Annotated in this window: 23 protein-coding genes; 19 read left to right on the top strand and 4 right to left on the bottom strand. The window is 58.8% G+C overall.

Translation table 11 applies throughout. The features are described 5' to 3' along the window. Positions 1 to 93 precede the first annotated feature (93 nt). Together PSQ19_RS11880 and PSQ19_RS11875 are read right to left on the bottom strand one after the other, a co-directional pair. Complete coding sequence (locus PSQ19_RS11880; RefSeq protein WP_328517767.1) at positions 94 to 945, bottom strand: Gfo/Idh/MocA family protein; 852 nt, start codon at positions 943 to 945, stop codon at positions 94 to 96. Between the two features lie 215 nt (positions 946 to 1,160). Next, on the bottom strand, positions 1,161 to 2,477 hold the full coding sequence (locus PSQ19_RS11875) for an NAD(P)H-dependent oxidoreductase (protein WP_282217908.1): 1,317 nt from the start codon (positions 2,475 to 2,477) through the stop codon (positions 1,161 to 1,163). A 237-nt stretch (positions 2,478 to 2,714) separates the two neighbouring features. On the opposite strand from PSQ19_RS11875, the gene PSQ19_RS11870 reads away from it, so the two are divergent. From PSQ19_RS11870 to PSQ19_RS11845, 6 genes are read left to right on the top strand one after another with little or no spacing between them, the layout of a single operon-like run. Next, a complete protein-coding gene (locus tag PSQ19_RS11870) occupies positions 2,715 to 3,005 on the top strand; it encodes an STAS domain-containing protein (protein WP_282217907.1) in 291 nt (96 codons plus the stop codon). Next, complete coding sequence (locus PSQ19_RS11865; RefSeq protein ID WP_282217906.1) at positions 3,002 to 3,370, top strand: response regulator; 369 nt, start codon at positions 3,002 to 3,004, stop codon at positions 3,368 to 3,370. Before PSQ19_RS11870 ends, PSQ19_RS11865 begins: the two co-directional genes overlap by 4 nt. A gap of 31 nt (positions 3,371 to 3,401) precedes the next feature. Beyond that, a complete protein-coding gene (locus PSQ19_RS11860; protein ID WP_282217905.1) occupies positions 3,402 to 3,803 on the top strand; it encodes an Hpt domain-containing protein in 402 nt (133 codons plus the stop codon). Further along, a complete protein-coding gene (locus PSQ19_RS11855) occupies positions 3,775 to 4,134 on the top strand; it encodes a hypothetical protein (RefSeq protein WP_282217904.1) in 360 nt (119 codons plus the stop codon). The genes PSQ19_RS11860 and PSQ19_RS11855 overlap by 29 nt, the downstream gene beginning before the upstream one ends. Further along, a complete protein-coding gene (locus PSQ19_RS11850) occupies positions 4,064 to 5,656 on the top strand; it encodes a chemotaxis protein CheA (protein ID WP_282217903.1) in 1,593 nt (530 codons plus the stop codon). The genes PSQ19_RS11855 and PSQ19_RS11850 overlap by 71 nt, the downstream gene beginning before the upstream one ends. 18 nt (positions 5,657 to 5,674) lie before the next feature. Then, entirely contained in the window at positions 5,675 to 6,166 is a 492-nt protein-coding gene (locus PSQ19_RS11845) for a chemotaxis protein CheW (RefSeq protein WP_282217902.1), read from the top strand. Between the two features lie 28 nt (positions 6,167 to 6,194). Here the strand turns inward: PSQ19_RS11845 and PSQ19_RS11840 are convergent, their stop codons facing one another. Beyond that, a complete protein-coding gene (locus PSQ19_RS11840; RefSeq protein ID WP_282217901.1) occupies positions 6,195 to 6,548 on the bottom strand; it encodes a hypothetical protein in 354 nt (117 codons plus the stop codon). 160 nt (positions 6,549 to 6,708) lie between these two features. Between PSQ19_RS11840 and PSQ19_RS11835 the strand changes: the two genes are divergently transcribed. The 13 genes from PSQ19_RS11835 (at position 6,709) to PSQ19_RS11775 (ending at position 19,916) form a co-directional block, all read left to right on the top strand. Further along, on the top strand, positions 6,709 to 7,299 hold the full coding sequence (locus PSQ19_RS11835) for a chemotaxis protein CheD (protein WP_282217900.1): 591 nt from the start codon (positions 6,709 to 6,711) through the stop codon (positions 7,297 to 7,299). A 142-nt stretch (positions 7,300 to 7,441) separates the two neighbouring features. Next, positions 7,442 to 8,959, top strand: coding sequence for a methyl-accepting chemotaxis protein (locus PSQ19_RS11830; protein ID WP_282217899.1), 1,518 nt, complete (start codon positions 7,442 to 7,444; stop codon positions 8,957 to 8,959). Positions 8,960 to 8,998: 39 nt separating this feature from the next. Then, entirely contained in the window at positions 8,999 to 9,844 is an 846-nt protein-coding gene (locus PSQ19_RS11825; RefSeq protein ID WP_282217898.1) for a CheR family methyltransferase, read from the top strand. Continuing rightward, positions 9,841 to 10,887 (top strand): protein-glutamate methylesterase/protein-glutamine glutaminase, encoded by a 1,047-nt coding sequence (locus tag PSQ19_RS11820; RefSeq protein ID WP_282217897.1) that lies wholly within the window; start codon positions 9,841 to 9,843, stop codon positions 10,885 to 10,887. The genes PSQ19_RS11825 and PSQ19_RS11820 overlap by 4 nt, the downstream gene beginning before the upstream one ends. A 252-nt stretch (positions 10,888 to 11,139) precedes the next feature. Continuing rightward, a complete protein-coding gene (locus tag PSQ19_RS11815) occupies positions 11,140 to 11,427 on the top strand; it encodes a response regulator (protein WP_282217896.1) in 288 nt (95 codons plus the stop codon). Positions 11,428 to 11,532: 105 nt separating this feature from the next. Then, positions 11,533 to 13,599 carry a methyl-accepting chemotaxis protein gene (locus PSQ19_RS11810; protein ID WP_282217895.1) on the top strand — a complete coding sequence of 689 codons (2,067 nt, stop codon included), beginning with the start codon at positions 11,533 to 11,535 and terminating at the stop codon, positions 13,597 to 13,599. Between the two features lie 151 nt (positions 13,600 to 13,750). Continuing rightward, positions 13,751 to 15,391, top strand: a complete 1,641-nt coding sequence (locus tag PSQ19_RS11805; protein ID WP_282217894.1) for a methyl-accepting chemotaxis protein — start codon at positions 13,751 to 13,753, stop codon at positions 15,389 to 15,391. Continuing rightward, positions 15,369 to 15,518 carry a hypothetical protein gene (locus PSQ19_RS11800; protein WP_282217893.1) on the top strand — a complete coding sequence of 50 codons (150 nt, stop codon included), beginning with the start codon at positions 15,369 to 15,371 and terminating at the stop codon, positions 15,516 to 15,518. The genes PSQ19_RS11805 and PSQ19_RS11800 overlap by 23 nt, the downstream gene beginning before the upstream one ends. An 85-nt stretch (positions 15,519 to 15,603) precedes the next feature. Next, on the top strand, positions 15,604 to 15,966 hold the full coding sequence (locus PSQ19_RS11795) for a methylglyoxal synthase (protein ID WP_282217892.1): 363 nt from the start codon (positions 15,604 to 15,606) through the stop codon (positions 15,964 to 15,966). A gap of 63 nt (positions 15,967 to 16,029) precedes the next feature. Continuing rightward, on the top strand, positions 16,030 to 16,872 hold the full coding sequence (locus PSQ19_RS11790) for an ABC transporter ATP-binding protein (protein WP_282217891.1): 843 nt from the start codon (positions 16,030 to 16,032) through the stop codon (positions 16,870 to 16,872). Between the two features lie 52 nt (positions 16,873 to 16,924). Continuing rightward, a complete protein-coding gene (locus PSQ19_RS11785) occupies positions 16,925 to 17,629 on the top strand; it encodes an ABC transporter ATP-binding protein (protein WP_282217890.1) in 705 nt (234 codons plus the stop codon). A gap of 2 nt (positions 17,630 to 17,631) precedes the next feature. Next, entirely contained in the window at positions 17,632 to 18,636 is a 1,005-nt protein-coding gene (locus PSQ19_RS11780) for a branched-chain amino acid ABC transporter permease (protein ID WP_282217889.1), read from the top strand. Further along, positions 18,633 to 19,916, top strand: a complete 1,284-nt coding sequence (locus PSQ19_RS11775) for a branched-chain amino acid ABC transporter permease (RefSeq protein WP_282217888.1) — start codon at positions 18,633 to 18,635, stop codon at positions 19,914 to 19,916. The genes PSQ19_RS11780 and PSQ19_RS11775 overlap by 4 nt, the downstream gene beginning before the upstream one ends. Positions 19,917 to 20,134: 218 nt before the next feature. On the opposite strand, the gene PSQ19_RS11770 is transcribed toward PSQ19_RS11775, so the two are convergent. Next, complete coding sequence (locus PSQ19_RS11770) at positions 20,135 to 21,226, bottom strand: ABC transporter substrate-binding protein (protein WP_282217887.1); 1,092 nt, start codon at positions 21,224 to 21,226, stop codon at positions 20,135 to 20,137. Positions 21,227 to 21,286 lie beyond the last annotated feature (60 nt).

The raw sequence follows: 21,286 nt of genomic DNA, 5'->3' as shown, positions 1-21,286 counted from the left end.
CCTGAAGTGATTTACCGGTGATCCAGCAACGCACGGACGCCGCGAATGTTCCAGAATGTGGCGACAGGGTTCCGCTACATTCCCGTTATGGCCCTAGCCCACATTGGCCCAACCACCCGACTGTTCGCTGGCGACGACGGCGTCGAGCACCTTCATGTTGGCGATGGCATCGTCAATGCTCCATGGCAGGGATTTTTGACCCAGAACCGCCAGTGAAAAGGCTTCTGCCTGTTCAGTATATTGATTGCAGGCGGGCAGGATTTCTCGGCGGGCGAGCGAGCCGTCGAAAGGGGCGCCACTGTCGATGGTAATGGCGGTGCGCTGATCAGCGGGTGCGTTGAAGGGGATGATGATTTCAAGCTTGGCCTTTGTCCCCAGAACCTGCACTTTCTGATGACCGACCGATTGGGTTGAGCAGATGAAATTGAGGGCGCGACCCTGGCCGAAATCGGCAATGACGCTGGCATGGCGATCAGTCTTGAACCGCGGATCGCGGTCAACCAGGGCAACGACGCGGCTGGGTTCGGATTCGAACAGAAAGCGCGCGGTGGCAATCGGGTAGCAACCGATATCCATGATGCCGCCGCCGCCGATGTCGGCCATGTTGCGGACATTGGCGGGATCGTCGTTGAAATAGCTGAAAACGGCATTGATGGCGGTTATCTCGCCCAGTTCGCCAGAGCGAATGATGTCGCGCGCCCGCTGCCATTGCGGGTGGAACCGCACCATGAAGGCCTCAAGCACCAACCGGTCGGGTCGGCATTGACGCAGGGCTTCGGCGTCAGCTGCGTTCAGGGCAATGGGTTTTTCGCACAGGACATGCTTGCCCGCCTTGTTTGCTGACACGGTCATGGGGACGTGCAAATGATTGGGCAGCGGATTGTAGATGACGTCGATGTCCGGGTCGGCCAACAATTGCTCGTAGCTGCCATAGGCTTTGGCAATGCCAAGATTGTTGGCGGCCGCTTGCGCCTTGGTCAGGCTCGCGCGAGGCGATGGCGACCACCTCGGCGTGGGGTGCTTGCATGATCGCCGGGGTTACCTGGCCCATGCCGATATTTGCGGTCGACAGAATGCCCCAACGGACTTTTTTGTCGGTGTTTGTCATTGTCAGGCTCCCCAATTGTGTCCGTCGCACCGGTTATCGGTTGACGCAAGGTTCATAGACTTTCCAGCATTTTGTCCTGGAGTTGACGCAAGGCAAAAAGGCGCGTTGTCACGTCCGGGGTTGCATTGGTGCGGGTCAGCAATTCGCCCTTTTTTATGGGCGCAGTGACCTTGCCGCCCTCGAGAAGACCGACGGGCAGCGCTTGAGTTGTGCGCGCATCCTTTATGGTCATGGCAAAGGAGCGGTAGCAGGTTTCCCCAATGGCATCCAGCTTCTCACCAGCGGCGAGATCGCGCTTGGCAACGGCACAGACTTCGGCGACCGGTTGGGGTAGCGGCACCATGTCGGGTTTGCCGTAAAGCATGATGCGGGCGGCGGTCAGCGGCACCTCAAGGCTGGTCAGGTGATAGGGACGGAAAAAGCTGTAATAGGGTCCATGGCCAATGTGCAAATCATCCATGCGTTCAATTATTCGGGGATGTTCGGCCTTGACGATGACAAACACACCGGGGGCGACACCCTTGCCGATTGTGTAGTCAACTACCCCCATCTTGTTGAGAATGCCGCCAGCCTCGCGCGGGATAAGCACTTTGGCCATGTCCTCGCGATCGGCGTTTGGTCCATGCATGCCGGCAATATCGGGCACCAAGCCTGTGGCGTTGGCGATGGCACACATTTCGACCATGGTTTTCGAGCCATCGATGAACTCGACCAGCATGCGTGGGTTCATGTTACGCCGTTCGGCTTCCTCACGATAATCGTCGGGGACGGCATCGTGGCGCAGCGGATTGTTCTTGCCCTTGCCGGCGGCAACAATTGGCAGGCCCAGTGCGGAGACGAATTCTATGAGTTCCATGCATGAGCTGGGCTCGTCGCCAGCACCGACAGAATAGACAACGCCAAGCTGGTCAGCGCGGTGTTTGAGATAGGGGCCGATGGTCACATCCGCCTCGACATTCATCATCACCAGATGCTTGCCATGTTCCATGGCCAGAAGGTCGAAATCGGCAGCGACCCCAGGCTTGCCGGTGGCATCGATGACGACGTCGATATGGGGAGTTGTCACCAGGGTTTCGGCGGAGGTGATGGCGATCTTGCCCGCTTCAATCGCGGCGCCCGCCTGCGCGGGGGTGTCTGCCTCGCGGGCGCGAGCATCATCGCCATAGGCAATCGTTATCGCCGCGCGGGCGGTGTGCGGGCGGCGGGTGGCAATGGCAACAACATCAATGCCCGCCATCATGCCGCCCTGGGTTACCAGGTCCGTGCCCATTTCACCCGAGCCGATGACGCCGACGCGAATGGTCTTGCCAGCATCGGCCCGGGCCCTGAGATCACGGGCGAGCCCGGTAAGCGTTACATTGGTGGTCATGATGATCTGACTTGTCTGGTGGGTACAGGTGCGGCACCGACACCAACATTGCGGCAACAATGTTGGAAACAGGCGCTGTGCCAAGGTCTATCAGAGGGCAGGCAAACAGTCCAAATATTCACATTTGATCAATGATTAGAAAGGTCTGGAACAGAACCACCCCCAAGATTAGCACTTCTTAAACCGTTACCGGGCAAAGTCGGCAGCGGAGAAATCCCCAAAAACGCGGGTCCTGTCATGAATTCAATTGCTGCCAGATCCATTGCCCTGCCGGCAATACTGGATCTCGATGCGCTGGACAGCGTTCGCGACAAATTGCTCGATGCGATCGAGATCGGGCCGGTAATTATCGATGCGGGCGGGGTCGAACGGGTCGCGACAAATGCGCTGTTCATGTTGCTCAGTGCCGCCGAGTCGGCCAAGCGCAATAATGTGGGGCTTGGCGTTATCAATCCGAGCCGCGTCCTTAATACCGCGATTGAGCGGTTGGGGCTGGGCGATCAATTCGGGGGCATGATCAGACCATGACTGCATTGCGCGTCCTGACTGTCGATGACAGCCGCACCATCCTGGCGATGCTGCATCATACCCTGTCCAATGCCGGGTTTGAGGTGTTTCAAGCCGAGGACGGGCAACAGGGGCTTGACCTGCTGCGCACGCAGAAAGTCGACATTGTGATTACCGATATCAACATGCCGATCATGGACGGGATCGAGTTTATCAAGGCGGTACGCGCCAGCGGCGATTTCCAAAGCCTGCCAATGTTGATCCTGACCACCGAAACCAGCCAGGACAAGCGTGACCAGGGCAAGGCTGCCGGCGGTACGGGCTGGATCGTAAAGCCTTTTGATCCCGACAAGCTGATCAGCGTCATCCATCGGGTGGTTCATTGAACCCACAACCCAAAAGATGCGTGCGCCAGTCATGAGTGATCTCGACGAATTCAAGGCAACCTATTTCGACGAATGCTCGGAATTATTGAGCGAGCTCGAGGAAATCTTTGCGCTGATCGAGGTCGGTGACCGCGATAGCGCGCGGATCAATGCAGCGTTTCGGGCAGTCCATTCGATCAAGGGCGGCGCCGGTGCCTTCGGGTTTGGTGCCTTGGTGGCCTTTGCGCATGGTTATGAGAGCTTGATGGACCAGGTCCGGGACGGGCGGGTGCTATTGAGCGACGATGTTGTGGCGCTGTGCATTCGGGCCAACGATCTTCTTGCCGACTTTGTCGGGGCGGCGCGCAGCGGAACATCGTTGGCCGACGAGCATGGCATGGCGGAAAAATTGCAGGCTCGACGCGTTGGCGGCGGGGCAGGGACTGGTCGATGAACTCGATGATTTCGATCTCGATTTTACCCCGGTCGCGGTTGATCTGGGCAAGGATCAGACAGAAATACAGGCGGTGCGCGGTGCGAATGCCGACCAGTTCGAGGATGCGCCGCTGACTGATCAGGCAGGGCATTGGGAGATCGGTTTTGTTCCCCATCCAGCGCTTTACGCACGCGCCAATGACCCGTTGCTCCTGTTTCGGGAGCCTGGCGTCTCTTGGGCACATGACGGTGTGCGCCAACCTGCAGGCAGTGCCAACGTTGGCCGACTTCGAGCCGTTCGGGGTTTTCTGTTCCTGGCAGATTTCCCTTGTTGCACCCGAGGCCAGTGAAGCCATGATCCGTGAGGTCTTCGAGTTCGTCGAGGGCGATTGCGATATTTCGGTAGTGCGGTCAGGGGCCGGTGAGAGCGTGCCGGAGCCAGAGGTTGCGATCGCGGCACCAACAACAGATGTGCTTGATCCCGGCGTTGAGAATTTCATGATGCTCACCGACGATGAAATTGGTGCGATGTTGGAATTTAACGAGACCGATCATGACAGCGCCGCGCCGCTCCATGAGGTCGCATCGACACAGATCGAGGTGCCGCGTGTCGACCCAGAACCCGTCGAAGCCGCTTTGGAGAGCGCTGCAGTTGCCAGCGAACCGGTCGATGACGGGGAGCGTCGCGCCCCTGGTGTTCAATCCATTCGTGTTGATCTCGAAAAAGTTGATCGCGTGGTCAATATGGTGGGTGAGTTGGTCATCACCCAGTCGATGTTGACCCAGCAGATGGATGAGACGCTTCGCACGCGCTACACCGAGTTGGTACGCGGGCTAGAGGTTCTGGCGCAAACAACGCGGGGGCTGCAGGATTCGGTGATGGCGATCCGGGCACAGCCGGTCAAATCAGTATTTTCGCGCATGCCAAGATTGGTGCGTGAACTCGGCGTAAAAACCGGCAAGAAGATCAAACTGGAAATGGTCGGCGAGGCCACTGAGATTGATAAGACCGTGATCGAACAATTGTCCGATCCACTTACCCACATGATCCGCAACTCCGCCGATCATGGAATCGAAAACGGCGCCAGCCGGTTGGCGGCCGGCAAGTCCGAAACGGGCACCATACGGCTGGGCGCGGAGCAGGCGGGCGGCAGTATTTTGATTACGGTGGAAGATGATGGCGCCGGGATCAACCGCGAGCGGGTATTGCAGGTGGCGCGTGCGCGCGGCGTGGTCGGTCCGGATACCGAGCTTGTCGATGAGCAGATCGATCAATTGATATTTGCGCCGGGATTTTCAACGGCGGAGGCGGTCAGTGACATTTCGGGCCGTGGCGTCGGCATGGATGTGGTCCTGTCCAATATCCGCAAAATCGGCGGCTCGGTGCATGTGCGGTCCTGGCCGGGGCGGGGCTCGCGCATAACGCTTAGATTGCCGCTAACGCTGGCGGTGCTCGATGTCATGCTGGTCAAGGTTGGCCACAGCCCCTATGTGGTGCCGCTGTCCTCAATCGTGGAAACAATTCAGTGCAGCCGCGCCGCGTTCGAGCGGGTGCCCAGTGGCGGGCTGGTTCTGCAAGTGCGCGGAGACTATGTGCAGGTCATTGATCTGGCGGAGCGTTTTGAGCTGGACGGTGCGGGTGACCGGGAGAGCCGATTTGTCGTGCTGTGCGAGGCTGAGGGATCCCAAAAGGTTGCGCTGATCGTCGATGACATCATGGGCCAGCAGCAAGTTGTGATCAAATCGCTGGAAGAAAATTTCGAACGCGTGGACGGTATTGCGGGCGGCACGATCCTTGGCGATGGCAATGTTGCCCTGATTGTTGATGTGCAGGGGTTAAGGCCCGGGGACCAGCACAGAACAGCGGCCTGATCGGCGCGGAAAGGCAGAATGATGGAAGCACTGGATATGCGCGACGATGTCGCTGACAAATCGGCCATTGCGGCGCAAAACGCGCTGCAATTGATCGCCTTTTCAATTGGCGAGCAGACCTATGGCGTCGAAATTACCACCGTGCGCGAGATCCGCGCCTGGAATGGGGCGACGCCGCTCCCCAACACACGCGACTATGTCCGTGGGGTGATCAATTTGCGCGGCACCATCGTGCCGATATTCGATCTGCGGGCGCGGTTTGGCGACGGCAAGACGACGCCGACCAAAAACCATGTGGTGGTCGTGATGTCGGTCGGCAACAAATGGGTCGGCATTCTGGTGGACGCGGTCAGCGATATCCTGACTGTCTCGCGCGACGACATCCACAATGTGCCGGAGGGCAATTCCATTGACACTGAACTGCTCAATGGCATCGTCACTCATGAGAGCCGCATGGTTGGCCTGATTGACCTGCAGGCCGTGGTATCCAGCGCCAGGGTCGAGGCGTGATCGACGCCCGCACTGGTGCACCGAGCGCTTAAAACAGTTCGGCTTCGCCGGAATTGAGGTGGGCGGCCACGCCGGACAAAGCCGGGACACGCAATTCATCCAGAGTCAGACCCGACCATATGGTATCGAAATTTTGATCCGGCGCCGCTGCACCTTTTGTGTCCATTTGCCGGACAGCAGCGGCGAGGCCGTGGCATCGTTGTTCGATACGATCCTGCCCCTGTAGCGCATCGACAATTTTTGCCATGGCGTTTTGTCGTGCCGTTTCGGGATTGGCGTCCTGGTCGGCAAGAATAAGCAAGGCCTGATGGATGCCCTCAACCAGCACGGCGGTTTGCCGCGCGGTTTCTTCCAGTTCTGTTGCCAGCCGCTGCATTGACATTGATCAAGATCCTAACTCGTGGCGCCTATTCTATCGCACAAGTGTGAAGTGGTTCTTGCAGAACCAACAGGCCGACAAAGCTCGTATGGGTTGGTTAGAATTTCACTAACGGGTTGGCCTTATGCTGCCGGGTTGAACTGGTGGAGTTGTTCAACTGCAAATGGTGGCGACCCAAGGCCTTCCTGCCGAATTCAACAGAAGCGTGGTGACGACCCTTCATCTGGGCGACTACAAGGTCTCCGACCAGCGGGGTCTGACCCTGTCGACGGTTCTGGGATCGTGTATTGCGGCCTGCGTGCATGATCGGATCGCCATGGTCGGTGGTATGAATCATTTTCTGCTGGCCGAACAGTCGGGGGCCCACCGCGACCAGTTCGGTGCATCGGCGCGCTATGGCGCCTTTGCGATGGAGCAACTGATCAATCGGGTGCTCGATCTGGGTACAGGCGACAAGCAAAATCTTGAAATCAAGGTTTTTGGTGGTGGCAAGATCAATGAGGTACTGGACGATGTTGGCGCCAGGAACATTGACTTTGTCCGGGAATTCCTCAGGGCTGAGGGCTATGGCATAGCCAAGCAGGATGTGGGCGGCGCCTTCGCCCGGCGGGTGCTGTTCAAGCCGGTTTCGGGGCGGGCCTTTGTCAAGCGGCTCGATAGTTCTGCGGGACGCTTGATCGCTATCCGCGAAAATGGGATCGATGGTTTACAACCGGCGATCAGCCGGGCGCTGCCGGATATCGAATTGTTCTGAAATCCGCCATGCGCCAGGCAGGGCGGCGTGATTATCAAAGTGTTATGACGCTGCGGCAAACTATAGAGTTGGTTAACCATTGCTGGCTTAGTGTGCCAATCATGGACACTAACGCCTTTTCGAGCAGCGGACATTTACCGGAATGCAGTATTTGCGCCAAGCGCTGATCGGGGGCTGCCTGTGGCTGGTAGCAATCGCCGCTGCGGGCGGACTGCTATGGGGTTTTGGTGCGCGCCCCGAGGTGCTGCTGGGCACTGGTGCGCTGGTGGCGTCGGCCTTCGTTTTCTCGCTGGTGGTTGCCGTCCGGTTCGAGCAGGCCCATTGCGGCGACCTGGCCGCGATTGCCCGTGTCGCCGGGCTGACCGAGGCGGCAGGCGAGCAGTTTTCCATTCGCGACATCGTGGCCCGGATGGGCAATCGACTTGAGCGGGCGCATCATTTCAAGGCGGGTATCGAAGCCATTGATCAACCGGTGTTGCTGGTCGCCGGGGGCGGCACCATAGAAGCGGCAAGCCGGGGCGCCACAACACTGGTCAAGGGCACGGTTACGGGACAAACACTGGATGCTGTGTTTGGTGTGGGATATCTTGAAGCCGGTGGCGGCAGCGCCGAGGAAGCCCTGATCCTTTTGGGGGGGCGACGCTTCGTGGTCAGCCGCCGCGCTATTGGTGTCAGTCGCTACCTGTTGGAGTTCACCCCGGCGGGCCAGTTCATTGACGATGATGACCTTGATGCGTTTGCCTCGGCATTGGCTGCGGGTCAGACCGGTTTTCGGTTTGAGGACGATTTTGCCAGCGCCCATCCGGGCCTCGCTGCGCTCAATAGCGGCATTGCAGCAATCGATGATAGCGCCCGTGCCCTTGAGCAAATGGCTGGCAGTGCGGCCCTGGCCGTATCGGCGCCGTCGACGGGCCTGACGCGCCAAATCGAAGCCGTCAAGACGCGCGTGGCAGCGCTTGAAGCGGCCCGGGACCAGCAGCAGGATCTGTTGGCGGGTGCGGAACATAAACTGTCGACCATTGCCGGGCTGGTTGCAAAATTCGAAAAGCAGGCCGAAACCCTTCGTGGTACGGCGCTGACAACCCGCCGCGAGGTGGGCGTGGTGCGTGACCGAATCGTGGGTGGCGCTGCAGGTGCCGCGCAACTAAGCGCGCTGGGTCGGGATGGCGCGGATATTGCCGGGGAGGCCGATCTTGCTGCACGCCGGACCCAGGCGGCGGTGAGTGACCTTGACGCCATGACGGTAGAAATCGGCAAACTGGTGGGGGCCATCGAGGATGTGTCGTTCCGAACCAATCTGTTGGCTCTGAATGCAGCAGTGGAAGCGGCGCGTGCCGGGGAAAAGGGCGCAGGGTTCGCGGTTGTTGCCGATGAGGTCCGCATGTTGGCCCAGCTGACCAATCGCGCCGCCAAGGACATTCGGTCCGTGGTTGATCGTGGCCGGGCGCATATGGGCGCGGGCGTGAAAGAAGCCGAGGCGTTGCAACAAATGACGGTCGAACTCGAACAGCGTTTACGCAATCTAAGCAATGAGACGGGCAATATCGCGCGGCTTCTGAGCGAAGATGGACAGTCGCTGGCCCAACTCGAGGCGCGCCTGGCTCCGGTCGATCAGAGTGAGACGCGAGAGCAGACGCCGTTTCTTCGGCGTGCCTCGTAATATCAAGCAGGGCGCCAGGCGCCTCTCGGATGGCGGCGCATGGAACAGGTCGAATTCACGCTTGGCGACACTGACTTCGAGCGGATCCGGCGCCGGGTCCACGCGGCGGCCGGCATTTCCCTCAGCGATGCCAAGCGGACTTTGGTGATTTCGCGCCTGTCCAAAATTCTTCGCCGCCTCGAATTTCCCAGCATCGTGGCCTATCTCGATTATCTGGACCGAGATGCGGGCCCCGAGCAACGGCAGGATTTTGTCAATGCGTTGACGACCAATTTGACGCGCTTTTACCGCGAGGAGCACCATTTTGATCATTTGCGTGATCACGTTGCCTGCTTGCTTGAAACACGGCCACGCGGCCCACGCTTGCGGATCTGGTCGGCAGGATGTTCGACGGGGCAGGAGCCCTATAGCATCGCCATGTCCTTATTGGCGGCGTTTCCACAATTGGGTCGCTGGGACTTCAAGATATTGGCTACCGATATTGATACGGCGGTATTGGCCAAAGGCGCGACGGGGATATATCCGGCCACCGAATTGACCGGCCTGTCCTCGGCCCGCGCGATGCTGCTGGAAAAGTGCGGCGAGGGCAAGGTTCGCGTGCAGCGCGATGCCCAGGAAAGCGTGGTGTTCAAACCGCTCAATTTGATGGCGCAATGGCCGATGAAGGGGCCGTTCGACGCCATTTTTTGTCGCAATGTGGCGATCTATTTTGACAAGGCAACGCAGCGCGAACTGTTTGGTCGCTTTGCGAACCTTCTGGCGCCAAGCGCCTATCTCTATATCGGCCACTCGGAAAACATTGGCAGCGGTTCGGCGGACTTCAAGCTGGTTGGCAAGACCATCTACCAAGCCCGACCTGGAACGGAGGGGCGGGCGACAGCGTGACAATCAAGGTGCTTGTTGTTGACGATTCTGCCCTGATCCGGACCGTGCTGGTGCACATGCTGGTGGTGGATAGTGATATCGAGGTTGTTGGCACGGCCCGTGACCCCATTGATGCGCGCCAAAAGATCAAGGCGCTGAACCCTGATGTCGTCACGCTCGACATTGAAATGCCCAACATGAACGGGCTGGAATTTCTGGATCGGTTGATGCGCCTGCGGCCAACGCCGGTGGTTATGGTTTCGACGCTGACGACCAAAGGCGCGCGTGAAACGCTTTTGGCGCTGGAGTTGGGCGCCGTGGATTTTGTGGCCAAACCCGATGGCAATCTGGAGGGCGCACTCGAGCTTTTCGGTGCGGAATTGCGTGACAAAATCCGGGCGGCGGCAACATCGGACGTTGGCGCACACACCCAGCGGCGTGATAGACCAAAAGCTGCCATTCAAACGGCGGCGGGACCAGAGGGGGCGCTGATTGCCATTGGTGCCTCCACGGGTGGGGTGGAGGCGGTGCGCGCCGTGCTTTGCGCCATGCCGGCCGACTGCCCGCCCATCCTTGTCGCCCAGCACATGCCGGCCGGCTTTACCAGTCGATTTGCGGCGCGGCTCGACAGCCTATGTGCCGTCACGGTGATTGAAGCCGAGGATCGCCTGGCGCTGCGGACCGGGCATGCTTATGTGGCGCCGGGCGATTATCATCTGCGGGTCGAACGCCGGTCGGGGCAACTCCGGTGCAGAATTGATCAGAGGGCGCTCGAAAGCGGTCATCGTCCCAGTGTCGATGTACTGTTTGCGTCGGTGGCTCAGTCGTTGGGCGCGCTTGGCGTCGGGGTGATTCTGACCGGCATGGGGCGCGACGGCGCGCGGGGCCTCAAGCAGATGCGCGATGCGGGCGCTCACACCATCGGCCAGAGCCGCGCTTCGTCACTGGTTTACGGCATGCCCAGGGTTGCCCATGAACAAGGGGCGGTTGTTGAACAGGCGCCGCTTGAAGATATTGCGCAGCGGTTGGCCAGTGCGCTCGGGCGGATCAGGCCGGCGGCTTGAACCAAACCTGATCGGGTGCAGTACCGAACAATCAACCGGCCGCATCAGGATCAACGCCAGGCCCCCGATTGATAGTTTCGTAACGGTTCGGTCTTAGTCTGGCGACGGAGTCCGGAACTGGTCCGGTCGCTAAACAGGTATACCGGTGAATGCCAAAGGCCAGCGCCGTAAGTGTCATGATTGTTGATGACCAGCAGTCGATGCGGGGCATTTGCAAATATATCCTGACCCAACTCGGGTTCAAGGAAATCGTTGAAGGCTCGCAGTGGTCGAGATGCGCTTGGCAAACTCGACAAGGCCAGTGTCGATCTGATCATTTCAGACTGGAACATGGATGATATTGACGGGCTGACCCTGCTCAAGGTGGTGCGCAAGCACCCGCGCACGACCGCTGTTCCCTTCATCATGGCGACGGGTCGCTCGGACAAGGAGCAGGTCAAGGAAGCCATTTCCTTTGGCGTGAACAACTATATTGTAAAGCCCTATGACGCCTCAACAATGCGACGGCGCATCGAGGCGGTGATCGGCGCCCTGACCTGACAAGTTTGTTGCTGATGGGCCTGTGGTAAATACTCATTAAGCCTGCCTTGATATTCATGAGCCCTGTGCGTGCGCGTCGCTGCGGCGCCATCGGGGGGACAGAGTATGCTCGGTAAAATCACAGGCGTTTTTGGCAATCTCAAACTGACGACGACGATCGCGATATTGGTCATCTCTGCGACGCTGGTTTCTGCGGCGGCCATTGCGACGGCGACCTACCTTACTTTGAGCGCGTCGGCGCGCGAGGATGCCCTTAGCCGGCAGACCTCAAATCTCAAGACCGCGGCAACCGTGGTGAACAGTTTGCTTCCGGGCGCCGTTGTAAGCTGGAACGAGGATGGGTCGTTGGCCGGTATCAAGACCTGGATCATGCCGCACCAGTTCCTGAATAATGACCTGATTGATTCTATCGTCCGGATCACCGGGGAATCTGCAATATTGTTTACCTGGAACGATGAGGCTCAGGAATTTGTGACACTCAGCACCAGTCTGCGCGACGCCAGTGGCGACCGGTTGGGCAGCATAGCCTTGGACAGCAGTGATCCGGCGTTTTCAACGATAATCGGAGGTCAGCCATATCGTGGCAAGGCCTCCATCGAGGGTAAACACTATTTTACCGCCTATCAGCCCATCGTTGATTCGAAGGACCAGGTTCGCGGTATCATCTATGTCGGTATCGACCGTGATCGCGCCGAGGCGGTGGTTTTCGATACATTGCGCTCGATTGCGTTCTGGGGCGCATGGGTCATCGCCTGTCTGGGGCTGGGTGGGTTGCTGTTGTCGCGGCACCTGATGTCGCCCGTGCCCAAGGTGGCTGCGGCTATGAAGGAAATCGCGGCGGGTGATTATGCCGCGCCCGTGCCCTATGTTGGCCGGAAAAACGAAATCGGCGACATGGCCCGCGCCGTGGAAGTGTTCCGGGATAACGGGCTCAAGATTCGGCAAATGGATGATGAGGAACGCGCTGCCGCTGTACGGCGCCATGATGAGCGCGGGGCGATGATGCAATCCTTGCGCGCGGCTTTTGGCGAGGTGGTCGACGCGGCAGTGGCGGGCGATTTTTCCAAGCGTGTTGGTACCGGTTTTGCCGATCCCGAACTCAATGGTCTGGCGGACAGCGTCAATGCGCTGGTGGCAACCGTCGATCGGGGCATTGGCGATACCGGCGTGGTATTGGCGGCACTGGCGGACACGGATCTGACCCAGCGAATGCAGGGCGACTATCAGGGGTCATTTGCTCAGCTTAAGACCAACATCAACGCGGTGGGCGACAAACTGAGCGCGGTGGTGGTGCAATTGCGCCAGACGTCGCGGCAATTGCGCACGGCGACGGGCGAAATCCTGTCGGGTACCAATGATCTGTCGGAGCGAACGGCCAAGCAGGCTGCGACCATTCAGGAAACCTCGGCCGCCATGGAACAATTGGCAAGCACGGTGTTACAGAATGCCGAACGCGCCAGGGATGCGACCGTCAATGCACAACAGGTTATCGCCTCTGCCGAAGAAGGTGGCGCGGTGATGGGCCAGGCTACTGAGGCCATGGATCGCATTACATCGTCTTCGGCCAAGATATCGAGCATTACGAGCCTGATCGACGATATCGCCTTTCAGACCAATCTGCTGGCGCTCAATGCGTCGGTTGAGGCGGCGCGTGCCGGTGACGCCGGCAAGGGATTTGCCGTTGTTGCCGTTGAAGTGCGGCGTCTGGCACAGTCGGCGGCAAGTGCGTCGCTCGACATCAAGAATCTGATCGAGCAGAGTTCGGCGGAGGTCAAAAGTGGCAGCAAGTTGGTCGCCAGCGCCGCGGCGCGCCTCACCACGATGCTGGACAATGCCCGGGCCAATGGCACGATGATGGAGGCCATGGCGCGCGATAGTCGCGAGCAAGCCGCGGCTATCGAGGAGGTCAATATCGCGGTGCGGCAAATGGACGAGATGACCCAGCACAATGCCGCCCTTGTCGAAGAGACTAACGCTGCCATCGAACAGACCGAAGCGCAGGCACGTGACCTTGATGGGGCGGTCGATGTCTTTGTTGTCAGCCATGATCAGGTGCCGCCCCTGCCGTCTACGCGCAGGGCGCCGCTGCAAACTCACAAGCTCCAGTCCGCCGCCAGCGCCTATCTGAGCGATGGCAATGCAGCGATCTCTGAGGATTGGAACGAATTCTAGCGCGTTGCCAGGTCCGGTCAGGCTTTGTGGGATATACGTACCGGTCGGTGAAGCACGATGAAACCGGCGCGTGTCAGACTACTTATCTAGGGCCTTGCACGACAATTTGCCGTGCACAGAGGCAATGATTTCCAATCGGAGCATGGCAGTAATGGCGTTCTTTAGGTCGAAGAGGCAGGCGGGCGAACGCAGCAGGATCGACGCGATCAATCGCTCCCAGGCAATGGTGGAGTTCGATCTGGAGGGCACGATTATCGATGCCAACCAGAATTTCCTTGATGTCATGGGCTATCAACGCGATGAAATAATCGGCAAACACCATCGCTTGTTTGTCGAGCCATCATATTCGCAGTCGAGCGACTATGCCGCCTTCTGGCAAAGGCTGGGTGAGGGGGCGGTCGAATCGGACGAATATGGGCGCTTGACCAAGGATGGTCGACTGGTCTGGTTGCAGGCCAGTTACAATCCGCTGCTGGACGGGAACGGCAAGCCGGTGGGCGTTATCAAATTTGCAACCGACATCACTGAGGCAAAAAACCGGGCGGCGGACCATGCCGGTCAGATAGCGGCGATTTCGCGGGCGCAGGCGGTGATTGAATTTGAGCTGGACGGCACGATCATCACCGCCAATGAAAATTTCCTGAATGTACTTGGCTACCGACTTGAAGAGATCGTGGGGCGGCACCATCGGATGTTTGTGGAGCCTGGCTATGCCAGCGGCGCCGAGTACGAAAAGTTCTGGGAACGGTTGCGCGAGGGCGGATTTTTCGCCGCCGAGTTCATGCGGATCGGCAAGGACGGTCGACAGGTATGGATCCAAGCCTCGTATAATCCGGTGCTCGATGCCAAGGGCAAGCCGATCAAGGTCGTCAAGTTTGCGACCGATATTACCGAGCGCAAGGTCGCCGAGGGTATCATAGCGCAATTGCGCAATAGTCTCGTCCGGTTGGCCGAAGGGGATCTTCTTGGCCGCATAGACACCAGTTTCAGCGGCGAATACGAGCAGTTGCGCCTGGCCTACAACCAGACCCTGGAACGCTTTGCCGACATTGTCACGCGCCTGAAAAATACATCATGTTCGCTCAAGACCGCGACGGGCGAAATCCTGGCGGGTGCCAATGATCTGTCGGAACGCACGACGCGACAGGCGGCAACTATCGAGGAAACGTCCGCCGCCATGGAGCAATTGGCGGCCACGGTGAATGAAAACGCCCAGGCCGCGGACGCGGCAAGCGCCATGACCCGCTCGGTCAGCCAGACCGCGAGTGAGGGTGGCGAGGTGATGCGGGAGGCAAACGCGGCGATGGAGCGTATTACCGTGTCATCGGGCAAGATTTCCAACATCATTGGCATGATCGACGATATCGCCTTTCAAACCAATCTGCTGGCGCTCAATGCATCGGTTGAGGCGGCGCGGGCCGGCGATGCGGGTAAGGGATTTGCGGTCGTTGCCGTCGAGGTTCGCCGTTTGGCGCAATCGGCGGCAAGCGCATCCGCGGACGTCAAGGTCTTGATCGAGCAGAGTGCCGATGAGGTCAAGGGCGGCACCAAACTGGTGGCCAGTGCAGCCGACAAGCTTCTTGATATGCTTGGCGCCGTTCGCGAAAATTCCAGCCTGATCGAAGGGATCGCGGTCGCCAGCCGGGAGCAGGCTTCATCGATTGCCGAGGTCAATATTGCCGTGCGGCAAATGGACGACATGACCCAGCACAATGCGGCCCTGGTCGAGCAAACCAATGCAGCCATCGAGCAGACTGAAACACAGGCCATTGAGCCTCGACACCATCGTTGATGTTTTCAAGCTGCAGCAGACGCAAACAACGCTGGAACAACCCGCGACCCGCCGTGCGCCAGATCGTGCACCGCGCTTCGGCACCCACGGCAATGCCGCGATCTCTGAGGATTGGAACGAGTTCTAAGCCCGGTGCGTCCCAACCTAAACGGGGAAATCTTGCGTCGCTATCGGTCTCGTGGTTGAACGCTCAAACAAATTAGGAGCGGAAGATGGCGCGGATTGGCCTTGTGGCTCACGACGACCGAAAAGATGATATGGCGACATGGGTCAAGGCGCATCAAGACAAACTGAGCCAGCATGAGCTGTTTGCCACCGGCACCACGGGGTCGCGCATTGTCGCCGCCACGGGGCTTAGCGTTTCCCTGCTCAAAAGCGGCCCGCTGGGGGGCGATCAGCAATTGGGGGCGATGATCGCGGAGGGACGGCTGGATGTGCTGGTGTTCTTTATCGATCCGCTTTCAGCGCAGCCACATGACGTGGACGTCAAGGCATTGACGCGGCTGGCAACGCTTTACGACGTGCTGTTTGCCTGCAACAAGATTACCGCTGATGCTGTGCTCAACGCCGTTTAACATGGTGATCGGTGCAGGGCACACGGTTGACCAGCGCCCGCGCTTGTGAACAGATGCCGCAAAATGGCCCGGATCAATCCAGGGCTGGGGCAAGGCTTTTCAGGAAATCAGGACGGGCTTTTGGTGTCGTTCGATGCAGTTATTGACGTTAGAAACGTCACCAAACGATTTGGCGGGCTGACCGCAGTCGACAATTGTTCGCTCCAGGTGGGGCGGGGTTCGATCACCGGGCTGATCGGGCCGAACGGGGCCGGCAAGTCAACTCTGTTCAATATCGTTGCGGGCAATATCGTGCCCGATCATGGCCAGATCATGTTTGACGGGGCCGACGTTACCGGATTGGCGCCGCATCAATTGTTTCGCGCCGGTATGTTGCGCACGTTCCAGATCGCCCATGAATTTTCGCACATGACGGCGCTTGAAAATCTGATGATGGTGCCAGGCGACCAGCCGGGCGAGCATTTGAGCAATGTCTGGTTCCGTCCGCACCGGGCACGATCGCGCGAAACCGAAGTGCGCAAGAAGGCGCTCGATGTCATCGATTTCCTCAAACTTGGCCATGTCCGCAATGAGTTGGCGGGCAATCTGTCGGGTGGGCAGAAAAAACTTCTGGAGTTGGGTCGTACCATGATGGTCGATGCCAAGATCGTGCTGCTCGATGAAGTGGCGGCTGGTGTCAACAAGACCTTGCTGCAGGATCTGGCGGGCAATATCGAGCGCATGAACCGGGAGTTGGGCTATACGTTCTTTGTCATCGAGCACGATATGGACCTGATCGGCCGCTTGTGCGATCCGGTCATCGTCATGGCGCAAGGCGAGAAGATCGCCGAAGGTCCGATGAGCGAAATTCGCGCCAACGAAGCAATTGTGGAAGCCTATTTTGGCTCGCCGGTGGTGGAGGCTTGATGCGCATCCCGATTTCGCGTGATCGGCATCCGCAGTTTTGGGGAGTGCCGGGATGGCATTGATTGAATTGAGCCATGTGGTGGGTGGCTATGGCGGGGCGCCCATTCTCAATGGCGTCGACATGGCCATCGACCGCTCTGATATCGGGGTGATCGTCGGGCCGAACGGGGCCGGAAAATCAACGACGCTCAAAGCAATCTTCGGACTGCTGACGGTTAGCGGCGGTGGCATTGTCTTCGATGGCGAGGAAATCGCCAATTCGCTCCCCGACAAGCTGGTGCCGCGTGGCCTGTCGTTCGTGCCGCAGGAAAAGAACGTCTTTACCTCGATGAGTGTCGAAGAAAACCTTGAAATGGGGGCCTTTACCCGTCGCGACGCGTTCGATGACACCATGGCCTGGGTGTATGAGATGTTTCCCGCGCTCAAGGAAAAGCGACGCCAACCGGCGGGCGAGCTTTCGGGCGGACAACGCCAGATGGTGGCGATGGGCCGGGCGCTGATGAGCCAGCCAAAGCTATTGATGCTGGACGAGCCCTCGGCAGGGCTATCGCCGCGCTATGTCATCGAGATTTTCGAGACTATCGTGCGGGTGAACAAGGAGGGCGTTGGCATCCTGATGGTCGAACAGAACGCGCGTCAGGCGCTGGCCTTCGCGTCCAAGGGTTTTGTCCTTGCCAATGGGCAGAACCGATTTACCGGCACCGGTGCCGAACTCATTGCCGACCCCGAAGTCGCCAAGAGCTTTTTGGGGGGCTGAGCATGACCGAGTTTATTTTCTTTCTCAATCAAGTGCTGATTTCGGGCGCCGTCCTGGGGTCGATCTATGCGCTGGGCGCCATCGGTATCACCCTGATTTTCGGCATATTGCGGTTTGCCCATTTTGCGCATTCCGAACTGATGACCTCGGGGGCGTTCATCGCCTTTTTATTGGCATTATGGTTTTCGTCGATGGGGGTTTCGCTGCCCATTCCAACCGGTTTTGTGGTGTTGCCGATCGCCATGGTGCTGGCAGCGCTTCTGGCGCTGGGGATCGACAAGGGTTTTTATTCGCCGCTGCGCAAGCGCGGGGCGCGCCCGGTTACGCTGCTGATTGCCTCGATTGGCGTCACCCTGATGATGCAGGGGCTGGTGCGGCTGTTCTTCGGCACCGGGAGCTACAGTTTTTTCGAGAATGAATCAAAGGCCATCTATCGCATTGATACGTCCTGGCTAGGCTCGACGCGCCCCCTGGTTGTGACCCAGCCGCAATTGCTCATGGTCGTGGTTACCATCATTGCCGTTGTGGCCTTGCACTTCTTCCTGACGCGGTCGCGGCTGGGCAAGGCGATGCGGGCGATGGCAGATAATGCCGACCTGGCGCAGGTCTCGGGGATCAATACCGCGCTGGTGGTGCGGGTGACCTGGATCATCGCCGGGGCGCTGGCCTGTATGGCGGGCACCATGCTGGCGCTGGATGTGACGCTCAAGCCGGATCTGGCGTTCAATATCATCCTGCCAATCTTTGCGGCTGCCATCGTTGGTGGGCTGGGGCAAGCCTATGGGGCCATTGCGGGCGGGTTCCTCATCGGTTTTGCCGAAACCATTTCAGTGTTCAACTGGTCCATCGTGCTGCGGCCGCTCAAATCGGTGCTGCCTGACTGGATTTCAATCCCCGGCAATCTGGCGCTGGTGCCGACGGAATACAAGCTGACGGTGGCGTTCCTCATTCTGGTGGTGACGCTTCTGGTGCGACCGACCGGTATTTTTAAGGGAGCGTCGTCATGATCCGGCGCTCGCTCACCCTGTTTTTCGGCCTGTTTGTCCTGATCCTTTTGATCGGCTCGATATTGGGGGCGCCATTTACCTCAAGTCGCCTGGTTGAAGCGGCGGCCTATTCCCTGATTGCACTGGGGCTCAATATCCAGTGGGGCTATGGCGGCCTGTTCAATTTTGGCGTTATGGGTTTCCTGATGCTGGGCGGCTTTGCCGTGACCTTCATGTCCTACCCGGTCAATCCCGATTTCTGGGGCTCGGACGGGCCATGGATGCTGGGACGGGCGCTGATTGCTTTCGCCATCGGGGCGGGGCTGGTGCTGGCAGCGCGCCAATCGCATCGCATCGGTATCAAGGGCGGCTGGAAAGTGGCCCTTACGGTGCTGGTGTGGTTTGTCGCCTATTGCACCTATCGCAGCCAGATCGATCCGGCGGCGGCCTATATCGAGGCGAATGCCGGTTTTGTTGGTGGGCTCGGAATCAATCCGGTATTCGGGTGGCTGTTCGGCGGGGTATTGGCGGCCGGTGTTGCCTATATCATTGGCAAGATCTGCCTTGGGTTGCGCACCGACTATCTGGCAATTGCCACGATCGGTATTTCGGAAATCATCCGGGCGCTGATCAAGAACATGGACTGGCTGACGCGTGGCACGCTGACCGTGTCGCCCATTCCCTGGCCAACGCCGCTGCCACAGGATTTGCAGGTTGGTGGCATGGAAAACCTGACGGCGCTGCTCTATGCACGGTCGGGCTATCTACTGCTGACATTGCTGGTGCTGGCCATTGCATTCTTCCTGATCTCGCGTGCCTATTCGGGGCCGTGGGGGCGCATGATGCGCGCCATTCGTGACAATCATATCGCCGCGGCATCGATGGGCAAGAACGTTACCAACCGGCAGCTGGAAATTTTCGTGTTTGGCTCGGTACTGATGGGTATTGGTGGCGGTATTCTGGTGTCGTTCACCCAGATTTTCGATCCCACGAGCTACCAGCCGATCAATCATACCTTTATTATCTGGGTGATGGTGATCGTGGGGGGAGCCGGTAATAATTGGGGGGCTGTATTTGGGGCGGTATTGATCTGGATGATCTGGATCATCTCCGAACCCTTGTCAAAAGCGGTTTTTGACACGCTGAGCTTCTGGTCCACCAGCATTGGCTGGCATGATATTCCCGATATTGAAGCGCGCTCGGCGCAAATGCGGGTATTTGTGCTGGGCCTCGTGATTACTATCGCGCTGCGCTATGCACCGAGGGGATTGATTCCCGAAGTGGTGCATCGCGAGAAGTAGTTTCTTGCAACCGGAGGAGCGCTAGCCATGCCAACCGCACTAAGTAACATCATAATGAAAAAGGCCCGGGATCGCACCCGGGCCTTCTGATTTTCTGTTGTTGGCCAGCTTAGTTGATCGGGCCTTTTTCGACGAACGTGCCGCCTTCGACATCGAGTTGAACGATGATGCCGTCAACGTCGCCAGCCGCATCAAAGTCCAGTGCGCCACCGGCGCCCTCATAATCGATATCGGTACCGGCCTTGATCAGGCTCGACAGCCTTGCTCCATTCGCCGGGCATGATTTTTTCACCCGGAGCCGAGGCAACTTCGCGCAGGGCGGCTGAAAGACCATCGCGTGAACCCGAACCATTTTTCTCGATGGCCAGCGCCAAAAGGAACGCCGCATCATAGGCTTGAGGCGCGTAGGTGCTGTTGGGATCATTGCCCGCGTCGGTTGCCAGTTTGGTATAAAGGTCCGTGGCGGTGCCCTGGGGGGCGCCGGCGCGAGTGGCAATCATGCCTTCAACCGAGGCAGCGTCGATACCCTTGAGCAGGTCGTCACCAACCATGCCGTCGCCACCAACATAGGTGGTAAAATTGCCGCTCTCAACGGCCTGACGCAGAATGGTGTTCCCCGAGGAGTTGGCATAGGCCAAAATGACAAGGTTTTGCGAAGCGGTCAGATTGCCCAATTCGGCACGATAGTCGGCCTTGCCATCTTCGTGGGCGACACTGGCAGCAACGGTGCCGCCATCGGCAGTGTAGGCAGCGCTAAGCGCGTCGGCCAAGCCCTTGCCGTAGTCGTTGTTGACATAGGTTATCGCGATGTCCGTGATGCCCTTGTCGATAAGAAGCTTGGCCATCTTGACGCCCTGAAGCGCGTCCGAAGGTGTGGTGCGATAGACCAGATCATTGTCATCAAGCGTTGTCAGCGTTGGTGCCGACGAGGCAGGCGAGATGAAAACGACATTGCCCGAGAGGCCCGATCCATTGAAGGCGCCAATGGTTTCACCGGTGCACAGCGCTCCAACAATGGCGGTTGCCTTGTCGGAATTGATAACCTTGTCGGCTGCTGCTGCGGCGGTGGTGGCGTCACAGGCACCGTCAGCCGATACCAGGGTCAGCGTGCCGCCAAGAATGCCGCCTTGTTCGTTGACCTCCTTGACTGCCAGTTCAGCGCCAGCAAAAATTGGTGGGGTGAGGCTTTCGATCGGGCCGGTAAAGCCGCCGATAAAGCCAATGGTGACGTCCTCTGCAACGCTCGGGACGACGAGGGCGAGGACCGATGCGGCGGTCGCTACGCTCAATAGTGTCTTGTTCAGTTTCATGTTTTCCCTCTGTCCTAGTCTGGCGGCGCGGTGCGCATTGAAGTGGCATCCATTTAGCCG

This window comes from Devosia algicola (genome assembly GCF_028816455.1).
GTDB lineage: Bacteria > Pseudomonadota > Alphaproteobacteria > Rhizobiales > Devosiaceae > Devosia > Devosia algicola.
Note: the sequence above shows the minus strand (reverse complement) of the source record. Positions and strands in the feature narration are given on the sequence as shown.